This window comes from Serratia sp. AR11 (assembly GCF_056376275.1).
This window is the reverse complement of sequence record NZ_CM150739.1, coordinates 2,181,513-2,201,372: the sequence shown is the minus strand read 5'-3', so window position 1 is coordinate 2,201,372 and position 19,860 is coordinate 2,181,513. Positions and strand designations below refer to the sequence as shown.

Here is a 19,860-nt window from a genome sequence, read left to right as displayed (position 1 = left end):
TTACTCATAAAAAGCACTGTGCTCTCTGGCCGTCTTGCCAGCACATGGATTTACTTCATTCCACTACTGCTGTTATTTTGAAAAATGCTTCAAGACTGCGCTTTTGAGTTCCACCTTCAGTGAAGTTATCGGGTGAAAGCCAACCTGATAGAGCCCTGTCTACCATTGGCCATTCTATATCGATAACAGATAACCAGTCCGTATCACGGTTACGTTGTTTACGAGTCATCGCCTGACGGAAACGCCCTTCAAACGAGAATCCCAACCTTTCAGCCGCCTTTCTGGATGCCACATTCAGTGAATCACAACGCCATGCAACCCGACGGTAGCCCAAAGAAAAGGTATTTTTGAGCAGCAGGTGAATGGCCTCTGTACCCATGGTGGTTCGTTGCATCAACGGTGACCAGGTAACATGGCCTATTTCTAGTGCACCGTTAACTGGATCAATGCAGCTATAGCAGACCACACCAACCGGGCGGCCACTTTTCATCTCCGTCACGGCCCAGGCAACCAGGCTACTGTCGTTAATTTTATTTTTAATCCAAAGCATCATTTCTTGCAGACAGGCAGGTTTCTCTGCACCAAGCCAGGTCCAGTCTCGGTCATCTGTTGCTAATGAAAATGCATCGAAAAGCGCTTCGCAATGACCGATTTCAAGCGGCGAAAGTTTGCAGTGCTGCCCGTTTAACTCGCCCAATTGCGGAAAGGATGCGGGCTGCCATTCAGGCAAGGGAAAGCCTACAGGTTGACCATATTTATTCGTATTCAACGAGCATTCACCTTCAGCAAAAGTCTGTTATGACCAGCATACAGGACGCCGTCCAGACCCAACAATAGACTTAAATAAAAAGGGAAGAGAATGCGTGATGCAGTGAGTGGTCGAATATCGAGGTTCTATTTCATCTAATAAATACTTTAAAATCAAACACACAAAAAAAGACCGAATACGATTCCTATATTCGGTCTAGGGAAATGGCTCTTGGGAGAGAGCCGTGCGCTAAAAGTTGGCATTTTGTGCAAAGCTTGTTCAGCCGTGCACTTTAAGAGTAGCTTACCGCGCTATTTTTGCCAGCCAGCCACACGGCAAGTGATAGTTTCGCAGTGAAATTAATTCAGCGCAATTTCCATCACCGATTAACCCCAAACTAAGTCATTGTGTGATAAGCGATTAGTTCGCGCAGAGCTTCTCGGCGCGTTCGCGGTACGGCTCAACACTCATCTTATGGCCCGGATTGGCGGCGTCATCGAGCAGGATCACCTCCAGCGGCTGGGCGCGCTGCTGCCCTGCTTTCACCTGCGCCTCTGCGGCTTCGTTGAGCGGGTACTGCATCAGCGTGCTGTTGTTGAGCACGAACAGTGCACCGCCGCTGCGGCATTGCAGCGTCACTTCTTCTTTGGTAAACGCCCACTGTTTGCCGTATTCCAGCTTGGTGATGTTCACCAGTTGATCTGCCGCCAGCGCACCGGTCGCGGTTGCCAGCAGCGTTATGCCAAGTAATGCCGATTTCATGTTGTGGCCTTAAGGTTGCTATTTGATTCAATTTTCCCGCAGTTTGGGGGCATCCGGCAAGCCGCAATGTTACACCGGCGCATAAGTTGCAAATAAACTGACCAGCAGCAGCACGCCCGCGCCCAACCCCACTTCAATCCAGCAGGCCAGCACCAGCCCGCGCTGTGCCAACTGCGGCATGCTGCTCATCGCCGGGACGATGGCGTAACGGTTGGCCAACGCCACCATCACCATCAGCGCCACCAGTACGGTTTTGAACAGCAGCAGGCGCTGGTAAGGTGAATCGATATCCAGCGGCCAACGGCCGAGAATAATCAAACTGTTGATCACACCGGTCAACACCACCAGCGCTACCGCCAGGTGGCCCCAACGCGAGAACCGTATCAGCGTGGTGACCGCATCGCTGCGGCTTTGCGGTTGAGCCAGATAACGCAGGCAAACCAGCAACGGCAGCAGGCTGCCAAACCAGTAACCGGCGGCCAACAAATGCAGTGCGTGGTTAAAACGATGCGCTACGCCGAGCGCTCCATCATGCATTGCTGCATGGCCGATGAATGCCATGCTGACCAGCAACAGTGTGGAAAGCAATGCCAAAAGCTGCGTGCGGCGCGGTTCTGCCAGCCACAGGCTCAGCAACGCCAATAATGAAATGCCCAGGTGCCAGCGCCAGACCTCACCGAAGGTGGTGCCCAGTACCGCCCACCATACGTCCAGCCGCCAGGTATCGGCCCAGCCGTCGCCCATCTGCCCGGCCTGAATAGCCAGCAGCGCCACGGCAGAAAGCCCGGCAAGCCAGGTGCAAGAGACCAACAAAGGACGCACATCACGGGTGAGATACGGGGAAAGGCGCTGCGGCGACAATAAGGCGGTGAACAGGCTGGTGCCAAACATCAGCATCACCGCCGCAAAGTGCACAAAGCGACACAGGACAAACAGGGTCGCCAGACTCATGGTTTAGTTTACGGTGAAGCTGTACTGGCCTTTGGTTTTATGACCGTCGACCGAAACCACATGCCAGCTGACGTTATATTTTCCTGCTGCCAGGTCGCCCTCAATAGGCAGGTTAACCTGGGTGTTGTTGTTCGCATCGAGCTGCAGTTTGCCGGTTTTCACTTCGGCGTTGTCTGGCCCGGTGATTTTAATGCCGCTAAAGTTAGGCTCGATACCTTCGGAGAAGTTAAGCGTCAGCACTTTCGGTGCCGGGCTAACGCTGGCATCTGCCGCCGGCGTCTCAACTTTCAAATGAGCATGCGCCAGCGCCTGCTGTGAGGACAGCCCGACAAACAGTACGAAAATAGTGGAAAGCAGGCGATAAGAAGAACGAATTTTACCAATCACAGTGATATCCCTTAAAGCAATAATCGAGGGTGATAAGGATTAAGGCCAACCGCCAGGGCGATGTATCAGCAGCCCAACCCACCGCAGATGATTGCGCCACGGGTAAACAGAAGAAGGGATTAACCAGTAACCCACTGTTTTAACTCTCTACCATCCCTGTAGCGTATCGGGTCAAATGATAACGAGTGTCATTATGCAAGTCGAGCAGAACGCTGGTATTTTGCGATCTGGTAGCACATATCGCTGCATAACCGCGATAAACTCAGGGCAATAAAAAACCGCGCACCAGGCAAGGCCGGTACGCGGTTTTTTAACAAAGGTAATTAGACCTGGCCGTTAGCGCTTTCGCCGGCCGCACCCATTTTCTTCAGATCTTTATCAATGAAGAACAGTGCATTACCGCTGTTACCCACCAGCGCCAGTTTATCCAGCACGGATTTGAACAGTTTCTCTTCTTCGTGCTGCTCGGCAACGTACCACTGCAGGAAGTTGAAGGTCGAGTAATCGTGGGCGATCATGGCAGCATGAGCCAGTTCGTTGATCTGACGGGTAATCAGTTGCTCATGTTCGTAAGTCTGCTGGAACACATCCGCCAGGGAGGCAAACTCAACCGGCGGCGCAGCGATGCTGCCCAGCAGCGGCAGGGAACCGGTATCGCTCAGGTATTCAAACAGGCGTTGCATGTGTTGCATCTCTTCCTGAGAATGCTCTTTAAGGAATGAGGCGGCCCCTTCAAAGCCTTTATCGCTACACCAGGCGCTCATTTGCAGGTACAGGTTGGCAGAGTAAAACTCCAGGTTCAGTTGCTCATTCAGCTTCTTGGTCATTTCAGGCGTCAGCATAATCATTCCTTTATTTTGCAGGTTTCAACTTAATTTTTCCGCATTATGCCTTGATGAAAACAAAATAAACACACCTGATTTACATCATTGATGATTTAATTTTTAAAACATTAACTATCAATGAGTTATTAAAAAAACCAATTATTCATTTAAATAATTATGATAACTATTTACATCTATATATTTAATCAAAAAGCGAATCATTCTTATTTATGATAATAAATAGATTGCATTGCCGTCAGTGTAATAAATAACCCTTCATACCACCTGTCATTCTTTGTACTTAACTCCCCTTCTGCGCTTCAGGCTTGCCAAGCGCCGCCGGGTGCATTACCTTCTGCGCTGATCCAATGCGGTAACTGTAAGGAGAATACGGTGGGTTACAATCTGGCAGAGCTTTCCAAAGAAGAGATGGACAAAGTAAACGTTGATCTCGCGGCTTCCGGCGTGGCTTTCAAAGAACGCTACAATATGCCGGTGATCCCGGAAATGGTTGAGCGTGAACAGCCGGCGCACCTGCGTGATTATTTCCGCGAACGCGTAGCGCATTACCGCGTCGAATCACACAAGTTTTCACGCCTGCCGTACGAGCCGAAGTCCAAATAGTAAAAAGCCCGCCGAGAGGGCGGGCTTCATGTCACTTGGCGGCAAACCTGTCGGTGGCCAGCATCAGCTGATGCAGGATACCCGGTTCGTCAAACGAGTGTCCGGCCCCCTCGACGATATGCAGTTCCGCCTCCGGCCAGGCCTTCGCCAGATCCCAGGCGTTTTGCACCTGGCAAGCCATATCGTAGCGACCATGGATAATCACCGCCGGAATATGGCGGATCAGCGGGACATTGCGCAGCAGTTGGTCGTCGCTCTCCAGGAAGCCCAGATGAGTGAAATAGTGGTTTTCTATGCGGGCAAACGCCAGCGCAAAGTCATCTTCACCAAAAGATGCCGACTCGCTGCTTGGCAGCAAGGTCACCGTCTCCCCTTCCCACACGCTCCACAGCTTCGCTGCCTCAAGCTGCACCTGCAGATCCGGTGAGGTCAGGCGCTGGCGATAAGACGCAATCACATCCTTACGCTCTTCCTCTGAAAGAATCGACAATACGCGCTCCCATTTCTCCGGGAAGAAACGTGACGCGCCATCCTGATAATACCAATGCAGTTCCTGCTTACGCAGTGTGAAAATACCGCGCAGCACCATTTCGCTAACGCGCTGCGGGTGGGTTTGCGCGTAGGCCAAGGCTAGCGTCGAACCCCAGGAACCGCCAAACACCAGCCACTGATCGACACCGGCCATTTCGCGCAGCCGTTCAATGTCCTGCACCAGATGCCAGGTGGTGTTGTTGTCCAGACTGGCGTGCGGTTTGGAACGGCCGCAGCCACGCTGATCGAACAGCAACACCTTATAACGCTGCGGATCGAACAGTTGGCGATGATAAGGGGAAATGCCACCGCCCGGCCCGCCGTGAATAAAGACGGCCGGCTTACCCTTTGGGTTGCCGCTCAGCTCCCAGTAGATCCGGTGGCCATCTCCAGTGTCCAGCCAACCGCTGTCGTATGCTGCTAACGGCGGGTATAAACCTCTTAATTGTTCCATGGCGCTTCCGTCTCTGAGTGGGTCATACCCTCATAAAAGCCGAAGCCACTCATTTGGTCAACGGTAAAACCTGAAAACTCCTACCCTCCCCAACAAGTTAGGGTGCGTTTGCTTAAAATGAATACGAACTGACGGCAAAATACCGGCTGGCCACGAGTAGCCAGCCGTGAACTTAGCCCCGTTTACGCAGATGTGGCTCACGCATTTCCTGAGCGGTTTTGGCTTCAATGCTTAGCTCCGCCGTCGGCCGCAGCAACAGGCGCGCCAGCCCGATAGGCTCGCCGCTTTCACGGCAATAGCCGTATTCGCCGTTATGTAATCGCGTCAGCGCCGCGCTGATTTTTGGCAGCAGTCGGCTTTCACGATCCAACTGGCGGAAAAGCAATCGCAAGTCTTCCTCGCGGGCGGCTTTGTCCGCTTCGTCGCCGGACACCTCGCCGCCGTCGATATCTCTCCTCAGCGCTTCAATGTGCTGCAACAGTTTTTGTTGCTCGTCCTGCAAGCGCTGGCGGAAAAACGCCCGCTGCGCCGGGTTCATGTAATCAGACTCCGGCATGGCCAGGAGCTGCTGTTGGTTTAGTAAGGTCACAACGTTCATAGCGCTCTCCGGTTAATATTTAATTGTTACATTATAACATATCATAATAATTAAGCAGCCATGCATAAGAAAACAAAATTGCACCTATAAACAATCGATTAACAAAACCACTCGCTTTCCTGCTTGCATCCGACAGGCGTAAGGGGGTTAATGGCTGAGCAACCCACCCAACCATAGGTAACTGAGAGGCCATCATGAGTAAGGGAATGGATAGCAAAAAAAATGCGAAGAAGAAGCCGTTGAAAACCCCTGCAGAAAAACGTGCAGGCAAGCGCGCTAAGAAAGGCCAAACGACCGGCGAGTAAGCGAACTTCTAACCGTAATTAAACCCGCCAAGGCGGGTTTTTTGTTGCCTGAAATAACGCTCCACCTTTCAGCGGTTGGCAGGAGCCAGGCTGCCGGTTAAGCTAAACCTGTGCAGCCACTCTGAGGAAACCATGAATTTACGCGTAATAGACACTGAAACCTGCGGGCTGGAAGGCGGCGTGGTAGAGGTGGCCTCTGTTGATCTGATCGACGGACAGATCGCCAACCCAATGAGCGATTTAATCAGCCCCGACCGCCCTATTGGCATTGAGGCCATGGCCATTCACCATATCACCGAGCAGATGGTCGAAGGGAAACCGCGCATCGCGGTAGCGATTGGTCGCTATCAGGGCAGTCCCTACTATGTCGCGCACAATGCGGCATTCGATCGCGGCGTGTTACCAGAAATGCACGGCGCCTGGATCTGTACCATGAAACTGGCGCGCAACCTGTACCCGGACATCAAATACGGCAACCAATATCTGCGCTATGCTCTGAATCTCGATGTTCAATTGCCGCAGGACACCACGCTTTACCCACATCGGGCGTTATACGACTGCTACGTCACCGCCGCGCTATTGCAACGCATCATCAAGGATTCAGGTTGGACGCCAGAACAGATGGCGCAAATTACTGACCAGCCAGTACTGCTGAAGAAGTTTAAGTTCGGTAAGTATCGTGGACAGGAAATTGATCGCATCGCGCAAGAAGATCCCGGCTATTTACGCTGGATGCTGAAATCTATCGAAGACCTCAGTCCGGACATGAAGCACACGCTGAAATACTATCTGATTGGTTGAGAAAAGCGGGCAGCGCCAGCCGCCCGCCTGAAGGTTACTCCGCCAGCGCCAGAATAAAGGCGTACTCCAGCGCGATATCTTCATAAGCTTTGAAACGCCCGGACTTGCCGCCGTGGCCGGAATCCATATCGGTATACAGCAACAGCTGGCGATCGTCGGTCTTCAGCTCACGCAGTTTGGCCACCCACTTGGCCGGCTCCCAATACTGTACCTGAGAGTCATGCAAACCGGTGGTGACCAGCATATGCGGGTAATCCTGCGCCTTAACCTGATCGTACGGGCTGTATTGCAAAATGTAGTCGTAGTAGGCCTGCTCGTTCGGGTTGCCCCATTCGTCGTACTCGCCGGTCGTCAGCGGGATGGACTCGTCGAGCATGGTGGTGACCACATCAACAAAAGGCACCTGCGCCACAATGCCGTTGAACAACCTGGGTGCCTGGTTAATCACCGCGCCCATCAACAGGCCACCGGCGCTGCCCCCCATGGCAAATACCCGTTTGGCGTCACCGTAACCCTGGGCGATCAACGCCTCGGTCACGTCGATGAAATCGTTGAAGGTGTTTTGCTTTTTGAACAGTTTGCCGTCTTCATACCACAGTTGCCCCAGCTCACCGCCGCCGCGAATGTGTGCCAGCACAAACACAAAACCGCGATCCAACAGGCTTAAGCGGCTGGCGCTGAAGGCCGGATCCATGCTGCTGCCGTAAGAGCCGTAGCCATACACCATCAGCGGGTTGGTGCCGCGCGTAAATTTATCGTGGCGGTAGACCAGCGAAACCGGGACTTCAACGCCATCACGCGCCTTCACCCATACCCGCTCGCTGCGGTAATTTTCCGGAGTGAAGTTTTTCACTTCCTGCTGTTTGAGCATCACGCGCTCACCGCTGTCGAGATTAAGCTCATACAGCGTGGTCGGCGTGGTCATCGAAGAATAGCCATAGCGCAGTAGCTCGGTTTCCGGTTCCGGGTTGTACGCCAGCCAGGTGGTGTAGGTGGGATCGTCGAAGGCTATGCGCTTCACTTCGCCGCTCTGCCAGTGGATCTGTCGCAGTTGGGTCAGACCTTCGCTGCGCTCTTCCACCACCAGCCAGTCGCGGAACAGGCTAAAGCCCTCCAGCATCACTTCGATGCGCGGAGCGATCAGCGTCTGCCACTGCGCTTCATCCGCTTGATCACTTTGATACAGGCCGAAGTTCTTGCCGTCCTTGTTGGAACGGATATAGAAATGCTGGTGATAGTGATCGATACCGTATTCATGATCCTTACGACGCGGCACAAACATCTGCGGCTTGCTGTCGGCGCGATCGGCGTCCAGCAGCAGGATTTCCGAGGTGGTGGTGCTGCTCAGATGGATCAGAATAAAACGATCGGAGGTGGTCTTTTCCAACCCGACGTAGAAGGTGTCATCCTTTTCTTCGTAGATCAGCTCATCGAGCTGCGGATCGGTGCCCACCACGTGGCGATAGACCTGATAAGGCAGCAACGTTTTGGCGTGTTTGCGTACGTAATACACGGTGGCCGAGTCGTTGGCCCATTCAAAGCTGCCGGAGGTGTTTTCCAGCACTTCGTCGGTCCAGCTATCGTCGCTGAGGTTTTTGAAACGAATGTCGTACTGGCGACGAGAGAGAAAATCTTCCGCAACCGCCAGTTTTTGGTTATCGGGACTGACTTCCAGCCCGCCGAGGGTATAAAACTCACGCTGCTCGGCACGTTGATTGCCGTCGATCAGGATATCCCAATGCTCGCTCTCGGCCTGCGGTTGGCGGACGTAAATCGCGTATTCATTGCCCGGTTCAAAGCGGGTCTGATAGCGGTAGCCGTGCCGGACGTAAGGCACCGAATGTTCCTGCTGAGGAATACGCGCCACCATCTCTTCATACAGAGTTTCGCGCAGCGCCTGTTGCGGTTTCAGTACCGCGTCGGTAAAGGCGTTTTCCGCCTGCAGATAGTCCAGCACCTGCGGGTCTGCGCGCTCGTCGTCGCGCAGCCAATAATAGTCATCTACCCGCGTGTCGCCGTGGGTAGTAATGGGATAAGGTCGTTTTTCTGCCTTAGGGGGTGTCATCATTGCTAAATCATCCGCTTACCTTGATTAAGGCAAGAGTGACACGATTCCCCCCGGCTTGCCAAGCGGCGCTATGCCAGCTCGCGCTTTTTCTCGTTGACGTCGTTTTCGATGCCCTGCTTAACGTCCGCCGGGATCTTCAACGACTGCGCCAGCGCGTCAAGATAACCACGCTCCATAAAGTGATCGACGTCGATCACCATGCAGCTCAGGTAATAAACTTCCAACGCTTCGTCTTCATTCTTCACGCTCTGGGCGATCAGATCCGGGTTCAGCGGTTGATCGATGGCCTCCTGCACCCATTTTTGCGCTTCCTCACCCACCTGCAGCTGTTCCAGGCTGTGGTCGATAGCGCGTTTTTCTTCCGCATCAATATGACCATCGCTCTTGGCGGCGAACACCAGCGCCTGCACCAGCCGTTTGGCGCGCAAATCTACCGGTGTGGTTTGCAGACCGAACTGCGGTTCATCCTGATGGGTTTCTTTCACGCGCTGCTTGTACTTATTCCACAACACCGCGCCCACCGCCGCGCTGCCGCCGATAATCAACGCGTTCTTGCCGAATTTACCTACCAATTTGCGTGATGACTTGTTCGCCAGCAAGACGCCCACCAGGCCACCCAGTGCGGTCGGGGCCAGCAGTTTGCCGATGCCTTCCGACCCGCCGATTGAACCGGCCTTTTGCCCAATCATGGATTGGATCTGCTGCATCCAGTTATTTTTCATACTTAACCCTTTGCCGAAGGAAACGAGGCGCGCAGGCACAAATTGGCCAAACCGCCGGTGAACCGTCAGATTAGGGGATTATTTGTCAATTTACGTATGGGGGATGAAAACCTGTGTAGCGGGGAAAGTGGCCGGCTCCGCCGTTAGGCGTAAACCGGCCGGCAAGGCATTAAGGCTGTTGGCCCTCTTCGCCCGGCTGTTCTTCGTCTTGTTCGTACTCCGCCAGTTCGTCACGCATCGCCTGAATTGATTCGCGAGCCAGTAGCGACAACGTACGGTAAAAACCGGTGGTGGCATGAGCTTCCACTTTGCCGAGGAAACGGCCGCACCAGGGCAGCAGATAGTCGTCAAACAAGGCGATCTGCGCCTGCGTTTCGTCTTCCTGCGCCTGATCTTCCAGCCATGAGGCGGCCAGCAGCAGTGAACCGAAGTGATCGGCCGGCGCTTCGCTTAATGGCATGCCCCGTTGTTGCAGGAAAGTACGCACTTCCGCTTCCGTCGCCCCTTCAACATAGGCAGAGCGGAATGGTGACACGCTGCACTCGCTGCCGACAAACATCGCGTTGAAATCACTGGAGAGCTGGTTGACATCACAACCCTGCTGCAGCCGAACCAACAGTTCGTCCTGCTCCAGCGGCCAGTGTTGCTTCAGTTTGCCTTCTTTGATCAACGTAAACAGCGGCACCAGCAACGGATCTTGCGGCTGACGATAAAACAGCGTGCCCAGCACGCGGCAAACAACAGAAAACTCATTCATGGTAATGCCTTATACAATACGGAAAAATTTGCCGGGACGATGTCACAAATCGGCCAGTTCCGCAATCGCCGGCTTGCCGCGCCGTTCGAGAAAGTCCAGCAGGCGCCGTGGGCTAACGTTAAGGATGCGTTCCTGCGGGAACTCCACTTCGGCAATAATGCGTTCGCAGTGTTCAAAGCCGCCGAGCGAGAAGGCAATGTGGGAATCCGAGCCCAGCGCCAGCCAGCCGCCGGCATCACGCACCGCAGCAGCAATCGCACGGCAGTTGTCTTCACTGCCCTTGCGCGAGTGGGTAAACGACGAGTTGTTCAGCTCCAGCGCCACTTCATACCTGGCCGCCGCAGCGGCAACCGCGGCAATATCAATCGGGTATCTTGGGTTACCTGGGTGGCTGATAATGTGCACGTCCCCCTGCGCCATCGCAGCAATCATCGCTTCGGTATTGGCCGCCTTGTCCTGGGGCGCAAACACCGGCTCGTGGAAACCGGCAATAATCACGTCGATTTTATCCAGCATCGGACCGGTACAGTCGATATCGCCCTGCCGATTTTTGATATTGGCCTCGATGCCGCGCAGGATGCCCACGCCGTCCACCAGGCGCGGCCACACATGCATGTTCATAAAGTGCCAATAATGCGGCGCATCTGCCATGTCCGGGCCATGGTCGGTGATGGCGAAAAGTTTGATGCCCTTTTGCCGGGCTTCGACGATGTAATCATGCAGCGTGCTGTAGGCGTGGGTGCTGGCGACGGTGTGCATATGTAAATCAACGGGGTACATTGCTTCTCCTTCTGAGCGGCCTGCCAGAATGCGGCGGCAGGCGCGGTTTGTTATTTATCGAGTTTAGCAGGTGCATCACCGGAAGGTCAGTAACCGAGCAGCACATCTACCACTCCGGCCGGTGTTTGTCCGGCCTCAAGCGCGAGAATGTTCGCCGCGATCTGATCCATCGCCGCTTGCGGCAAGGTGATGGCAGCAATATGCGGGGTAATGGTGACACGCGGATGACGCCAGAACGGATGCGCCTGCGGCAGCGGCTCGGTGACGAACACATCCAGCGTGGCGGCGGCAAGTTGGCCTTGCTCCAGCGCCTGCAACAGATCGTCTTCAACCAGATGCGCACCCCGTGCCAGGTTGATCAGATAAGCCCCCGGCGCCAAATGCGCGAACAGTTGCTGATTGAGGATCCCGGCGGTTTCCGGCGTATTGGGCAGCAGATTGATCAGCAATTGCACACCATCGAGAAACGCGGCGCGCTGTTCGGCTCCGGCAAAGCTCTGCACGCCGTCGATTTGTTTAGGGCTACGGCTCCAGCAACGCACGTTAAAACCAAACGCCGTCAGCTTCTGCGCCACGCTTTTGCCCAACACCCCGGCACCGAGAATGCCAATAGTGAAGTTATCCTGCTGATGGGGATCGAGCGGCCGCCACTCTTGCTGCTGTTGCAACAGTTGGTATTCATCAAAACGGCGGAAATAGCGCAGTACGTAGCTCAGGGCATATTCCTGCATCTGTTGCGCCATGCCGGTATCTTCAAGGCGCAGCAACGGCACACCTGCCGGCAGGGTACCGGGGTAAGCACGTTCTTGCTCCAGGATGGCATCGACGCCGGCACCGAGGGCAAACACGCCTTTCAACCGACCACGGTTAGCCAACATCTCATGGGGTGGCCGCCACACCAGCGCGTAATCTGCCGGACGATCATCGCCCGGTTGCCAGGCACGAACCTGCGCTTGCGGCAGGCGCTGTGACAGGCCTGCCAGCCATTCCTCGGCATTAAAGAAAGGGTGGTAAAAAATGATGTTCATCTTCGCGACTCCGTCTGTTTTTATCTATTTCCATCCAGACTTCCGCGATTCGTCGGCAGATGCAAGCGTTAAAGCCCAAAACGAAAACAGCCCCGACCAGTGGGGCTGTGTTCATACGGCGGGCTCTCAGGCTGCGACCGGGGTGTCATGCCTGATTAGGCGGCGCAGCAGCGGGATCAAAATCAGCATCACCACGCCGACACCTGCGGCTCCCCAGCCCAGCACGCTAAACACTTCGCTGTAACCGGGGTTGGTCAACACCGGGGTACTTCCGCTGTTTTCCGGCATCAGGCCCGAGACGTAGCCCGCCAATACCGAAGCGACGCCGGTGACCATCATCCAGCAGCCCATCATCACCCCTTGATAGCGTGGGGGAGCCAGTTTGCCGATCATCGCGTAGCCGATCGGGGAAATCATCAGTTCACCGATGCTCTGCAGCACATAACTGATGGCAATCCATTTAAACGCCACCAGCCCGTCACCACCGGCCAGGCTGATACCCAACGGCAATACCAGCATCCCCAGCCCGATACAAAACAACGAACCGGAAAACTGCATGGGAATATCGATTTTGCAGCCACGGGCGCGCAGGCGATTGAACCACCAGGCCATCAGCGGCCCACCGACCACGATCACCAACGTATTGATGTTCTGGATCCATTGCGGTGCCACCTGAATGCCGTAGACATTCAAATTGATGTTGTGCTCGGAGAACAGCATCAGCCCCATTGGCGCCAACTGATACAGCGACCAAAACACCAGTGACCCCAATGCCAGGATCAGATAAGCGGTCATCCGGCGACGCTCGTCACGCGGATGATGACGTAACGTGACCACGCACAGCATCAGGAAAATCAGCACGCCGAGGCCAATGACGAAGTGACCGCTGAACTCGGCGTGGGTCAGCATCACGCGGATAATAGGCACCAACACCACCAATACCGCTAACCCGACCAGCATGCGCCAGCGATATTCTCCACGGCTGGCGTCATGCAATGGTGTGTTGAGATCGGCCAGAATGCGCCAACGGCTGACGGCGACGATGATTGCCGCCGCATTGCCCAGCGTGGCGAACAGGAACAGCGCGCGGTAGTTTTCGGTCAGTTGGAAATAGCCGGCGACGGTAAAACCGACAAAGAACCCCAGGTTCATCCCGGCATAGTTCCACAAGAAGGCTGATTCACGCCGATCGTCGTCCGGCTTAAAACGCTGGGTCAACATCATATTAATGCAGGTGACGTTCAGCCCACTGCCGGTCAGGAACATCGCCAGGCCCCAGTAAAGTCCCCAGACACCCGCCACGGCGATCAACGCGCAGCCAATCACCTGCAGCACCATACCCAGTACGAACAGGTTGCGGTTGCTGAGAAAGCGCCCACCCAGATAGCCGCCGAACATATGCAAGCCGTAGTTGAACGCCCCGAATACGCCCATCATGGCGTTAGCGTTCGTTTCGCTGAAGCCCAAACGCTTGGTGGCGTACAGTACCAACGTGGAGTACAGCACGGCAAAACCCAGCGTGGCGAAGATTTGGATAAAGAACAGTGCCCCGGCTCCCGGGGGGATGGCATGGCGTTGTGGCGCCGTCGGTGTGGAATCTGACGAAGTCAAAGTGAACCTCTGCTGCATTATTATTTGATAGATCAATCCCTGTCTGCTTATCGCCGGGTCGTTGCCCGGCAACCTGCGCGGCGGTGTGATAATCCTTGCCAAAACCCCGCGCCAGCACCTTTCCATTTAGCGACACATATGACTAATAATCCAGTATTAATGCATATAACAGCACTGTGAACTTCACTATTGCTGATATATTGAGCTAACGCATACTGAAGCGTTCAAATATTAGCCTGCTATATAATTTTACGCCATGTCTCCCCCTCAATTGATGCGACATGCTGGCCGATCGCTCGGGAAATCAGCAAATTGCTGCAAGTTTAGCTAAACGGTCATGGTTATGTCACAAGAGGGTTGACGCTGGGATCAGATTCTCCTACATTAGCGCCCGTCGACAGCGCAATGCGTTAGCGATGAAGTAAAACGGTGAGGTGTCTGAGTGGCTGAAGGAGCACGCCTGGAAAGTGTGTATACGCGTAAGTGTATCGAGGGTTCGAACCCCTCTCTCACCGCCATATTCCACGAGAAAGCCTGAACGCAAGTTCAGGCTTTTTTGTTGTCTGCGAGACAGGGAATTCTGCTGCCGTCCCCCGCCCCTGCCGTTCGCCGCAGTTTTCAGCAAAGCGAACACGGCTTAAGCGGACGCACCGAAACGCCGAAATTCTGCTTGACCGGATCGCCCTCTCTCCCTATAGTAGCGCCCCGTTGCACCAGTGAGTACGCAACGGAAAAATACGGTGAGGTGTCTGAGTGGCTGAAGGAGCACGCCTGGAAAGTGTGTATACGCGTAAGTGTATCGAGGGTTCGAACCCCTCCCTCACCGCCATATTTTACGAGAAAGCCTGAACGCAAGTTCAGGCTTTTTTGTTGTCGGCAATCCGCCTCAATGCGTGTGGCCAGCCGCCATAGATGGCTGCATCACACCACGGCGCCAGTCGCCCGGGGTTTGACCATAGTGGCGTTTAAAACTGCGATTGAAGGACTGCTGCGAGTCAAAGCCGAGTGAGATCGCCACGCTGACGATCGGTTCGCCGCTGTTGGCCAGGCGCTCCGCCGAGACCCTCAGCTTCTGCATGCGAATATACTCTCCCAGCGCGTAACCGGTCTGGCGTTTGAACATTCGCTGCAGGTGCCACTTGGAATACCCCGCCCGGCCCGCGACGGTGTTGATGTCCAGCTTCTCTTCCAGATTGTTATCAATCCACTCAATCAAATCAGTAATAAAACCCGTGCTGTTCATGCTGACGCTCCCATGACTTGGCAGGTAGATCCGCTGCCCGATGCCATTACGTTGCAGCAGTTTCGCATTAAATGCAATTTTTATTATTGCATTTAACAGAGAGGCACTTCTATAATCCAGCCAATTAATGTAACCGATATTGATACATTAATGTGACAACAATGTGTTTCAAAACCTAACCGTTGCGCCGATGACCGGTGCAACCGCTCTGCCGCCGGTCACAGGCCAGGGAAGTTACCCGGATAACAGGGCCGGGTGTATCGCCAGATCGTGCTTACTACTGGAAAGAAAAATAATGCCAAGCCAGCCAAACTCATTGTTCCATTCACGCCGTCGCCAAAGCGGCATCGGTATCAGCACTCGCCTCTCTGCCGTCGCGTTGCTGGTCGCTCTGCTGGCCGGGTGTGACAACAGCGTCGCTCACAATGCGGCTCCCCCGCCACCGGCCGTCAGCACCGCCGACGTGGTGATAAAACCCATCAGCCAATGGGACGCTTTTAACGGTCGTATCGAAGCGGTGCAAAGCGTCCAGCTACGGCCACGGGTTTCCGGCTATATCGATAAAGTGAATTACACCGAAGGCGATGAAGTGAAAAAAGGCCAGGTGCTGTTCACCATCGACGATCGTACCTACCGCGCTGCCCGTGAGCAGGCCCAGGCCGAACTGGTTCGGGCACGCAATCAGGCGGCACTGGCCCGCAGCGAATCCGGACGTACCGAAAAACTGATCGGCAGCCAGGCAATATCGACCGAGGTGTGGGAACAACGCCGCTCCTCCGCCGCGCAGGCACAGAGCAACGTATTGGCGGCTCAGGCCCAATTCGACCTGGCGCAACTGAACCTCGACTTTACCCGAGTGATTGCGCCGATTGACGGGCGCGCCAGCCGCGCGATGATCACCGCCGGTAACCTGGTGACCACCGGCGACAGTGCCAGCGTACTCACCACGCTGGTGTCGCTCGACAAGGTTTACGTCTATTTCGACGTCGATGAAGCCACTTTTCTGCGTTACCAAAACGATGGGCGACGCACGACAAAACTGCCGGTGAAAGTCGGACTGGTCGGCGAAGACGGCTATCCGCATCAGGGCATCGTTGATTTTACCGACAACCAGCTGAATGCCGGTACCGGCACCATCCGCATGCGCGCCCAGCTGGAAAACGCTGAGCGCCGCTTCACTCCAGGGCTATTCGCCCGGGTGCAGATGCCCGGTAGCGCCGAGTTCAATGCCATGTTGATCAACGATAAATCGGTAATGACCGATCAGGATCGCAAGTTTGTTTATATCGTCGATAAGGACGGCAAGGCGCAACGACGCGATATCGAAGTGGGCCGGGTGGCCGGTGGGCTACGCATTGTACAGAAGGGGCTGTCTGCCGGTGACCGGGTGATCGTCGACGGCATGCAAAAAGTGTTTATGCCGGGTATGCCGGTCGCTGCCAAAAACGTGGCGATCAACGCCGACGCTTCCGCGCTTAACTAAGCCCCAGTAAAGGATCCTGATCCATGGACTTTTCCCGTTTTTTCATCGACCGGCCGATATTTGCCGCGGTACTGTCGATTCTGATTTTTGTCGGCGGTGTTATTGCCATCCCACTGCTGCCGATCAGCGAATATCCGGACGTGGTGCCGCCCAGCGTGCAGGTACGTGCCCAATACCCCGGCGCTAACCCGAAAGAGATCGCCGAAACGGTGGCAACGCCGCTGGAAGAGGCGATCAACGGCGTCGAAAACATGATGTACATGAAGTCGGTGGCCGGTTCTGACGGCGTGCTGGTCACCACCGTCACCTTCCGCCCAGGAACAGACCCCGATCAGGCACAGGTGCAGGTACAAAACCGCGTGGCGCAGGCCGAAGCACGCCTGCCTGAGGATGTGCGGCGGCAAGGGGTGACGACCCAGAAGCAATCCCCGGCTCTGACGCTGGTGGTCCATCTGGTCTCCCCTTCCGGTAAATACGATTCGCTCTACCTGCGCAACTACGCCACTTTGAAGGTCAAGGATGAGCTGGCTCGCCTGCCCGGAATCGGCCAGGTACAGATTTTCGGTGCCGGTGAGTACGCCATGCGTATTTGGCTCGATCCGAACAAGGTTGCCTCACGTGGGCTGACCGCCTCTGACGTGGTCTCTGCCATGCAGGAGCAGAACGTACAGGTTTCTGCCGGACAACTGGGCGCAGAACCGATGCCAACCCGCAGCGATTATCTGCTGTCGATCAATGCGCAGGGCCGTCTGCAGACCGAGGAAGAGTTCGGCAATATTATCCTCAAGAGCGGCGACAACGGCGAAGTCGTTCGCCTGCGCGACGTCGCACGCATTGAAATGGGCTCCGGCAGCTACGCGCTGCGTGCCCAGCTCAATAATAAGGACGCGGTGGGGATTGGTATCTTCCAGGCTCCGGGCGCCAATGCTATCGAGCTGTCCAACGCGGTGCGGGCCAAAATGGCCGAGCTGTCGACCCGCTTTCCGGACGGCATGAGCTGGCAAGCCCCGTACGACCCGACGGTATTCGTGCGCGATTCGATCAGCTCGGTGGTAGATACCCTGCTCGAAGCGGTGCTGCTGGTGGTTCTGGTGGTGATCCTGTTTCTGCAAACCTGGCGTGCGTCGATCATCCCGCTGTTGGCGGTCCCCATCTCCATCGTCGGTACCTTTGCGGCGCTCTATTTGTTGGGCTTTTCGCTCAACACCCTGAGCCTGTTCGGACTGGTGCTGGCCATAGGTATCGTGGTCGATGATGCCATTGTGGTGGTGGAAAACGTCGAGCGTAATATCGAAGAGGGTCTGTCACCGCTGGCGGCGGCGCACCAGGCAATGCGTGAAGTGTCCGGCCCGATTATCGCCATCGCCGTCGTGCTGTGCGCAGTGTTCGTGCCGATGGCGTTTCTGTCCGGCGTCACCGGCCAGTTTTATAAGCAGTTCGCCGTGACGATCGCCATTTCGACCGTGATCTCGGCTATCAACTCGCTGACGCTGTCACCGGCGTTAGCGGCGCTGCTGCTGAAGCCGCATGGCGCACCGAAAGACATGCCATCACGCCTGATTGATCGCTTGTTCGGTTGGCTGTTCCGTCCATTTAACCGCTTCTTTGCCAGCAGCTCACAACGTTATCAACGTGGGGTTTCCCGGGCGCTGGGCAAACGCGGCGCGGTATTTGTGGTGTATGTGCTGCTGCTGTGCGCCGCCGGGGTGATGTTTAAAACCGTGCCCGGTGGCTTCATTCCGACTCAGGACAAGCTTTATTTGATTGGCGGCGTGAAAATGCCGGAGGGCGCGTCGCTGGAACGTACCGACGCGGTGATCCGCAAGATGAGCGCCATCGGCCTGAGCGTCGACGGGGTGACGGATGCGGTCTCCTTCCCCGGGCTGAATGCATTGCAGTTTACCAATACGCCCAACACCGGCACCGTGTTCTTTGCGCTGGAGTCATTAAGCACCCGTACCCGCAGCGCGGCGCAGATCAATGCCGAGATTAACGCCAAGATCTCGCAGATCCAGGAAGGGTTTGCGTTCTCGATTATGCCGCCACCGATCCTCGGTATCGGCCAGGGTTCCGGTTACTCCCTGTATATTCAGGATCGTGCCGGTCTGGGCTATGGCGCGTTGCAAACCGCAATCAACACCATGTCGGGCGCAATCATGCAAACTCCGGGTATGGGCTTCCCGATCTCGTCTTATCAGGCCAACGTACCGCAGCTGGACGCGAAAATTGACCGCGACAAGGCCAAGGCGCAAGGCGTGCCGCTCAACGCGCTGTTCAGCACCTTGCAGACCTATCTCGGTTCGTCTTATATCAATGACTTCAACCGCTATGGCCGCACCTGGAAGGTGATGGCGCAGGCCGACGGTCAATTCCGCGACAGCGTGGAGGACATCGCCAACCTGCGCACCCGTAACGATAAGGGGGAAATGGTGCCGATTGGCAGCATGGTCAGCATCAGCACCACCTACGGCCCGGATCCGGTGATCCGTTACAACGGTTTCCCGGCGGCAGATCTGATTGGGGATGCCGATCCGCGTGTGCTGTCATCGTCACAGGCCATGAGTGAACTGACGGTCATGGCCAGCAAGCTGTTGCCGAACGGCATGAACATTCAGTGGACCGATCTGAGCTATCAGCAGTCCACCCAGGGCAATGCGGCCATTATTGTTTTCCCGGTGGCGGTGCTGCTGGCCTTCCTGGCGCTGGCAGCCTTGTACGAAAGCTGGACGCTGCCATTGGCGGTGATCCTGATCGTGCCGATGACCATGCTGTCGGCACTGTTCGGGGTCTGGCTGACCGGCGGTGACAACAACGTGTTCGTGCAGGTGGGGCTGGTGGTATTGATGGGCCTGGCCTGTAAGAACGCCATTTTGATCGTCGAGTTCGCCCGTGAACTGGAGCTACAGGGCAAAAGCATTATGGAAGCGGCACTGGAAGCCTGTCGTCTGCGACTGCGGCCGATTGTAATGACCTCCATCGCCTTTATCGCCGGGACTATTCCGTTGATCCTCGGACACGGCGCCGGTGCCGAAGTGCGCGGCGTCACCGGCATCACGGTATTTTCCGGCATGCTGGGCGTCACACTGTTTGGGCTGTTCCTGACCCCGGTGTTCTACGTCACCCTGCGCCGTATGGTGACACGCAAAACACGGCAACCAGTGGCGGAATAATTCGCCCACTATA

Annotated in this window: 18 protein-coding genes and 2 tRNA genes; 6 read left to right on the top strand and 14 right to left on the bottom strand. The window is 55.5% G+C overall.

Annotated features, from left to right (window positions below; all coding sequences use genetic code 11):
* Positions 1–55: 55 nt before the first annotated feature.
* From ACSOSI_RS10465 to ftnA, 5 genes are all read right to left on the bottom strand, one after another.
* Positions 56–769, bottom strand: a complete 714-nt coding sequence (locus ACSOSI_RS10465; protein ID WP_476707018.1) for a GNAT family N-acetyltransferase — start codon at positions 767–769, stop codon at positions 56–58.
* 399 nt (positions 770–1,168) lie between these two features.
* On the bottom strand, positions 1,169–1,510 hold the full coding sequence (locus ACSOSI_RS10460) for a YebY family protein (RefSeq protein ID WP_012006369.1): 342 nt from the start codon (positions 1,508–1,510) through the stop codon (positions 1,169–1,171).
* A 69-nt stretch (positions 1,511–1,579) separates the two neighbouring features.
* Entirely contained in the window at positions 1,580–2,461 is an 882-nt protein-coding gene (gene copD, locus ACSOSI_RS10455) for a copper homeostasis membrane protein CopD (RefSeq protein WP_476707017.1), read from the bottom strand.
* Between the two features lie 3 nt (positions 2,462–2,464).
* Entirely contained in the window at positions 2,465–2,848 is a 384-nt protein-coding gene (yobA, locus tag ACSOSI_RS10450) for a CopC domain-containing protein YobA (protein ID WP_012006367.1), read from the bottom strand.
* 323 nt (positions 2,849–3,171) lie between these two features.
* Complete coding sequence (gene ftnA, locus ACSOSI_RS10445; protein ID WP_476707016.1) at positions 3,172–3,690, bottom strand: non-heme ferritin; 519 nt, start codon at positions 3,688–3,690, stop codon at positions 3,172–3,174.
* A 375-nt stretch (positions 3,691–4,065) separates the two neighbouring features.
* Between ftnA and ACSOSI_RS10440 the strand changes: the two genes are divergently transcribed.
* A complete protein-coding gene (locus ACSOSI_RS10440; RefSeq protein WP_012006365.1) occupies positions 4,066–4,296 on the top strand; it encodes a DNA polymerase III subunit theta in 231 nt (76 codons plus the stop codon).
* Between the two features lie 31 nt (positions 4,297–4,327).
* Here the strand turns inward: ACSOSI_RS10440 and pip are convergent, their stop codons facing one another.
* Both pip and dksA read right to left on the bottom strand, forming a co-directional pair.
* Entirely contained in the window at positions 4,328–5,281 is a 954-nt protein-coding gene (pip, locus tag ACSOSI_RS10435) for a prolyl aminopeptidase (RefSeq protein WP_476707015.1), read from the bottom strand.
* A 172-nt stretch (positions 5,282–5,453) separates the two neighbouring features.
* Positions 5,454–5,879 (bottom strand): RNA polymerase-binding protein DksA, encoded by a 426-nt coding sequence (gene dksA / locus ACSOSI_RS10430; RefSeq protein WP_261276964.1) that lies wholly within the window; start codon positions 5,877–5,879, stop codon positions 5,454–5,456.
* Between the two features lie 437 nt (positions 5,880–6,316).
* On the opposite strand from dksA, the gene exoX reads away from it, so the two are divergent.
* Complete coding sequence (gene exoX, locus ACSOSI_RS10425; RefSeq protein WP_017892442.1) at positions 6,317–6,985, top strand: exodeoxyribonuclease X; 669 nt, start codon at positions 6,317–6,319, stop codon at positions 6,983–6,985.
* A gap of 34 nt (positions 6,986–7,019) precedes the next feature.
* On the opposite strand, the gene ACSOSI_RS10420 is transcribed toward exoX, so the two are convergent.
* From ACSOSI_RS10420 to ACSOSI_RS10395, 6 genes are all read right to left on the bottom strand, one after another.
* Positions 7,020–9,053: a S9 family peptidase gene (locus ACSOSI_RS10420; RefSeq protein ID WP_012006361.1), complete on the bottom strand. Its 2,034-nt coding sequence runs from the start codon at positions 9,051–9,053 to the stop codon at positions 7,020–7,022.
* A gap of 68 nt (positions 9,054–9,121) precedes the next feature.
* Positions 9,122–9,775 carry a tellurite resistance TerB family protein gene (locus tag ACSOSI_RS10415; RefSeq protein ID WP_012006360.1) on the bottom strand — a complete coding sequence of 218 codons (654 nt, stop codon included), beginning with the start codon at positions 9,773–9,775 and terminating at the stop codon, positions 9,122–9,124.
* A gap of 169 nt (positions 9,776–9,944) precedes the next feature.
* A complete protein-coding gene (locus ACSOSI_RS10410; protein WP_012006359.1) occupies positions 9,945–10,532 on the bottom strand; it encodes a TorD/DmsD family molecular chaperone in 588 nt (195 codons plus the stop codon).
* A 42-nt stretch (positions 10,533–10,574) separates the two neighbouring features.
* Complete coding sequence (locus ACSOSI_RS10405) at positions 10,575–11,312, bottom strand: phosphatase (RefSeq protein WP_012006358.1); 738 nt, start codon at positions 11,310–11,312, stop codon at positions 10,575–10,577.
* Between the two features lie 86 nt (positions 11,313–11,398).
* A complete protein-coding gene (ghrA, locus tag ACSOSI_RS10400; RefSeq protein ID WP_012006357.1) occupies positions 11,399–12,340 on the bottom strand; it encodes a glyoxylate/hydroxypyruvate reductase GhrA in 942 nt (313 codons plus the stop codon).
* Positions 12,341–12,466: 126 nt separating this feature from the next.
* Positions 12,467–13,969: a peptide MFS transporter gene (locus ACSOSI_RS10395; RefSeq protein ID WP_115182663.1), complete on the bottom strand. Its 1,503-nt coding sequence runs from the start codon at positions 13,967–13,969 to the stop codon at positions 12,467–12,469.
* Positions 13,970–14,379: 410 nt separating this feature from the next.
* On the opposite strand from ACSOSI_RS10395, the gene ACSOSI_RS10390 reads away from it, so the two are divergent.
* Both ACSOSI_RS10390 and ACSOSI_RS10385 read left to right on the top strand, forming a co-directional pair.
* Positions 14,380–14,469: transfer RNA gene (locus ACSOSI_RS10390), tRNA-Ser, on the top strand.
* Positions 14,470–14,690: 221 nt separating this feature from the next.
* A tRNA-Ser gene (locus ACSOSI_RS10385) sits at positions 14,691–14,780 on the top strand.
* Positions 14,781–14,837: 57 nt separating this feature from the next.
* Here ACSOSI_RS10385 and ACSOSI_RS10380 read toward each other — a convergent pair.
* Positions 14,838–15,194, bottom strand: a complete 357-nt coding sequence (locus ACSOSI_RS10380; protein WP_012006355.1) for a helix-turn-helix domain-containing protein — start codon at positions 15,192–15,194, stop codon at positions 14,838–14,840.
* Positions 15,195–15,489: 295 nt separating this feature from the next.
* On the opposite strand from ACSOSI_RS10380, the gene ACSOSI_RS10375 reads away from it, so the two are divergent.
* Positions 15,490–16,677 carry an efflux RND transporter periplasmic adaptor subunit gene (locus ACSOSI_RS10375; RefSeq protein WP_017892439.1) on the top strand — a complete coding sequence of 396 codons (1,188 nt, stop codon included), beginning with the start codon at positions 15,490–15,492 and terminating at the stop codon, positions 16,675–16,677.
* Positions 16,678–16,700: 23 nt separating this feature from the next.
* Entirely contained in the window at positions 16,701–19,847 is a 3,147-nt protein-coding gene (sdeB, locus tag ACSOSI_RS10370) for a multidrug efflux RND transporter permease subunit SdeB (protein WP_012006353.1), read from the top strand.
* Positions 19,848–19,860: the final 13 nt, after the last annotated feature.

Coding starts and splice junctions, on each gene's coding strand:
- ACSOSI_RS10410 (WP_012006359.1), bottom strand. CDS start 10,532: ATGAATGAGTTTTCTGTTGTTTGCCGCGTGCTGGGCACGCTGTTTTAT.
- exoX (WP_017892442.1), top strand. CDS start 6,317: ATGAATTTACGCGTAATAGACACTGAAACCTGCGGGCTGGAAGGCGGC.
- ACSOSI_RS10420 (WP_012006361.1), bottom strand. CDS start 9,053: ATGATGACACCCCCTAAGGCAGAAAAACGACCTTATCCCATTACTACC.
- sdeB (WP_012006353.1), top strand. CDS start 16,701: ATGGACTTTTCCCGTTTTTTCATCGACCGGCCGATATTTGCCGCGGTA.
- pip (WP_476707015.1), bottom strand. CDS start 5,281: ATGGAACAATTAAGAGGTTTATACCCGCCGTTAGCAGCATACGACAGC.
- ACSOSI_RS10460 (WP_012006369.1), bottom strand. CDS start 1,510: ATGAAATCGGCATTACTTGGCATAACGCTGCTGGCAACCGCGACCGGT.
- copD (WP_476707017.1), bottom strand. CDS start 2,461: ATGAGTCTGGCGACCCTGTTTGTCCTGTGTCGCTTTGTGCACTTTGCG.
- ACSOSI_RS10415 (WP_012006360.1), bottom strand. CDS start 9,775: ATGAAAAATAACTGGATGCAGCAGATCCAATCCATGATTGGGCAAAAG.
- dksA (WP_261276964.1), bottom strand. CDS start 5,879: ATGAACGTTGTGACCTTACTAAACCAACAGCAGCTCCTGGCCATGCCG.
- ACSOSI_RS10395 (WP_115182663.1), bottom strand. CDS start 13,969: ATGCAGCAGAGGTTCACTTTGACTTCGTCAGATTCCACACCGACGGCG.
- ACSOSI_RS10375 (WP_017892439.1), top strand. CDS start 15,490: ATGCCAAGCCAGCCAAACTCATTGTTCCATTCACGCCGTCGCCAAAGC.
- ftnA (WP_476707016.1), bottom strand. CDS start 3,690: ATGCTGACGCCTGAAATGACCAAGAAGCTGAATGAGCAACTGAACCTG.
- ghrA (WP_012006357.1), bottom strand. CDS start 12,340: ATGAACATCATTTTTTACCACCCTTTCTTTAATGCCGAGGAATGGCTG.
- ACSOSI_RS10380 (WP_012006355.1), bottom strand. CDS start 15,194: ATGAACAGCACGGGTTTTATTACTGATTTGATTGAGTGGATTGATAAC.
- ACSOSI_RS10405 (WP_012006358.1), bottom strand. CDS start 11,312: ATGTACCCCGTTGATTTACATATGCACACCGTCGCCAGCACCCACGCC.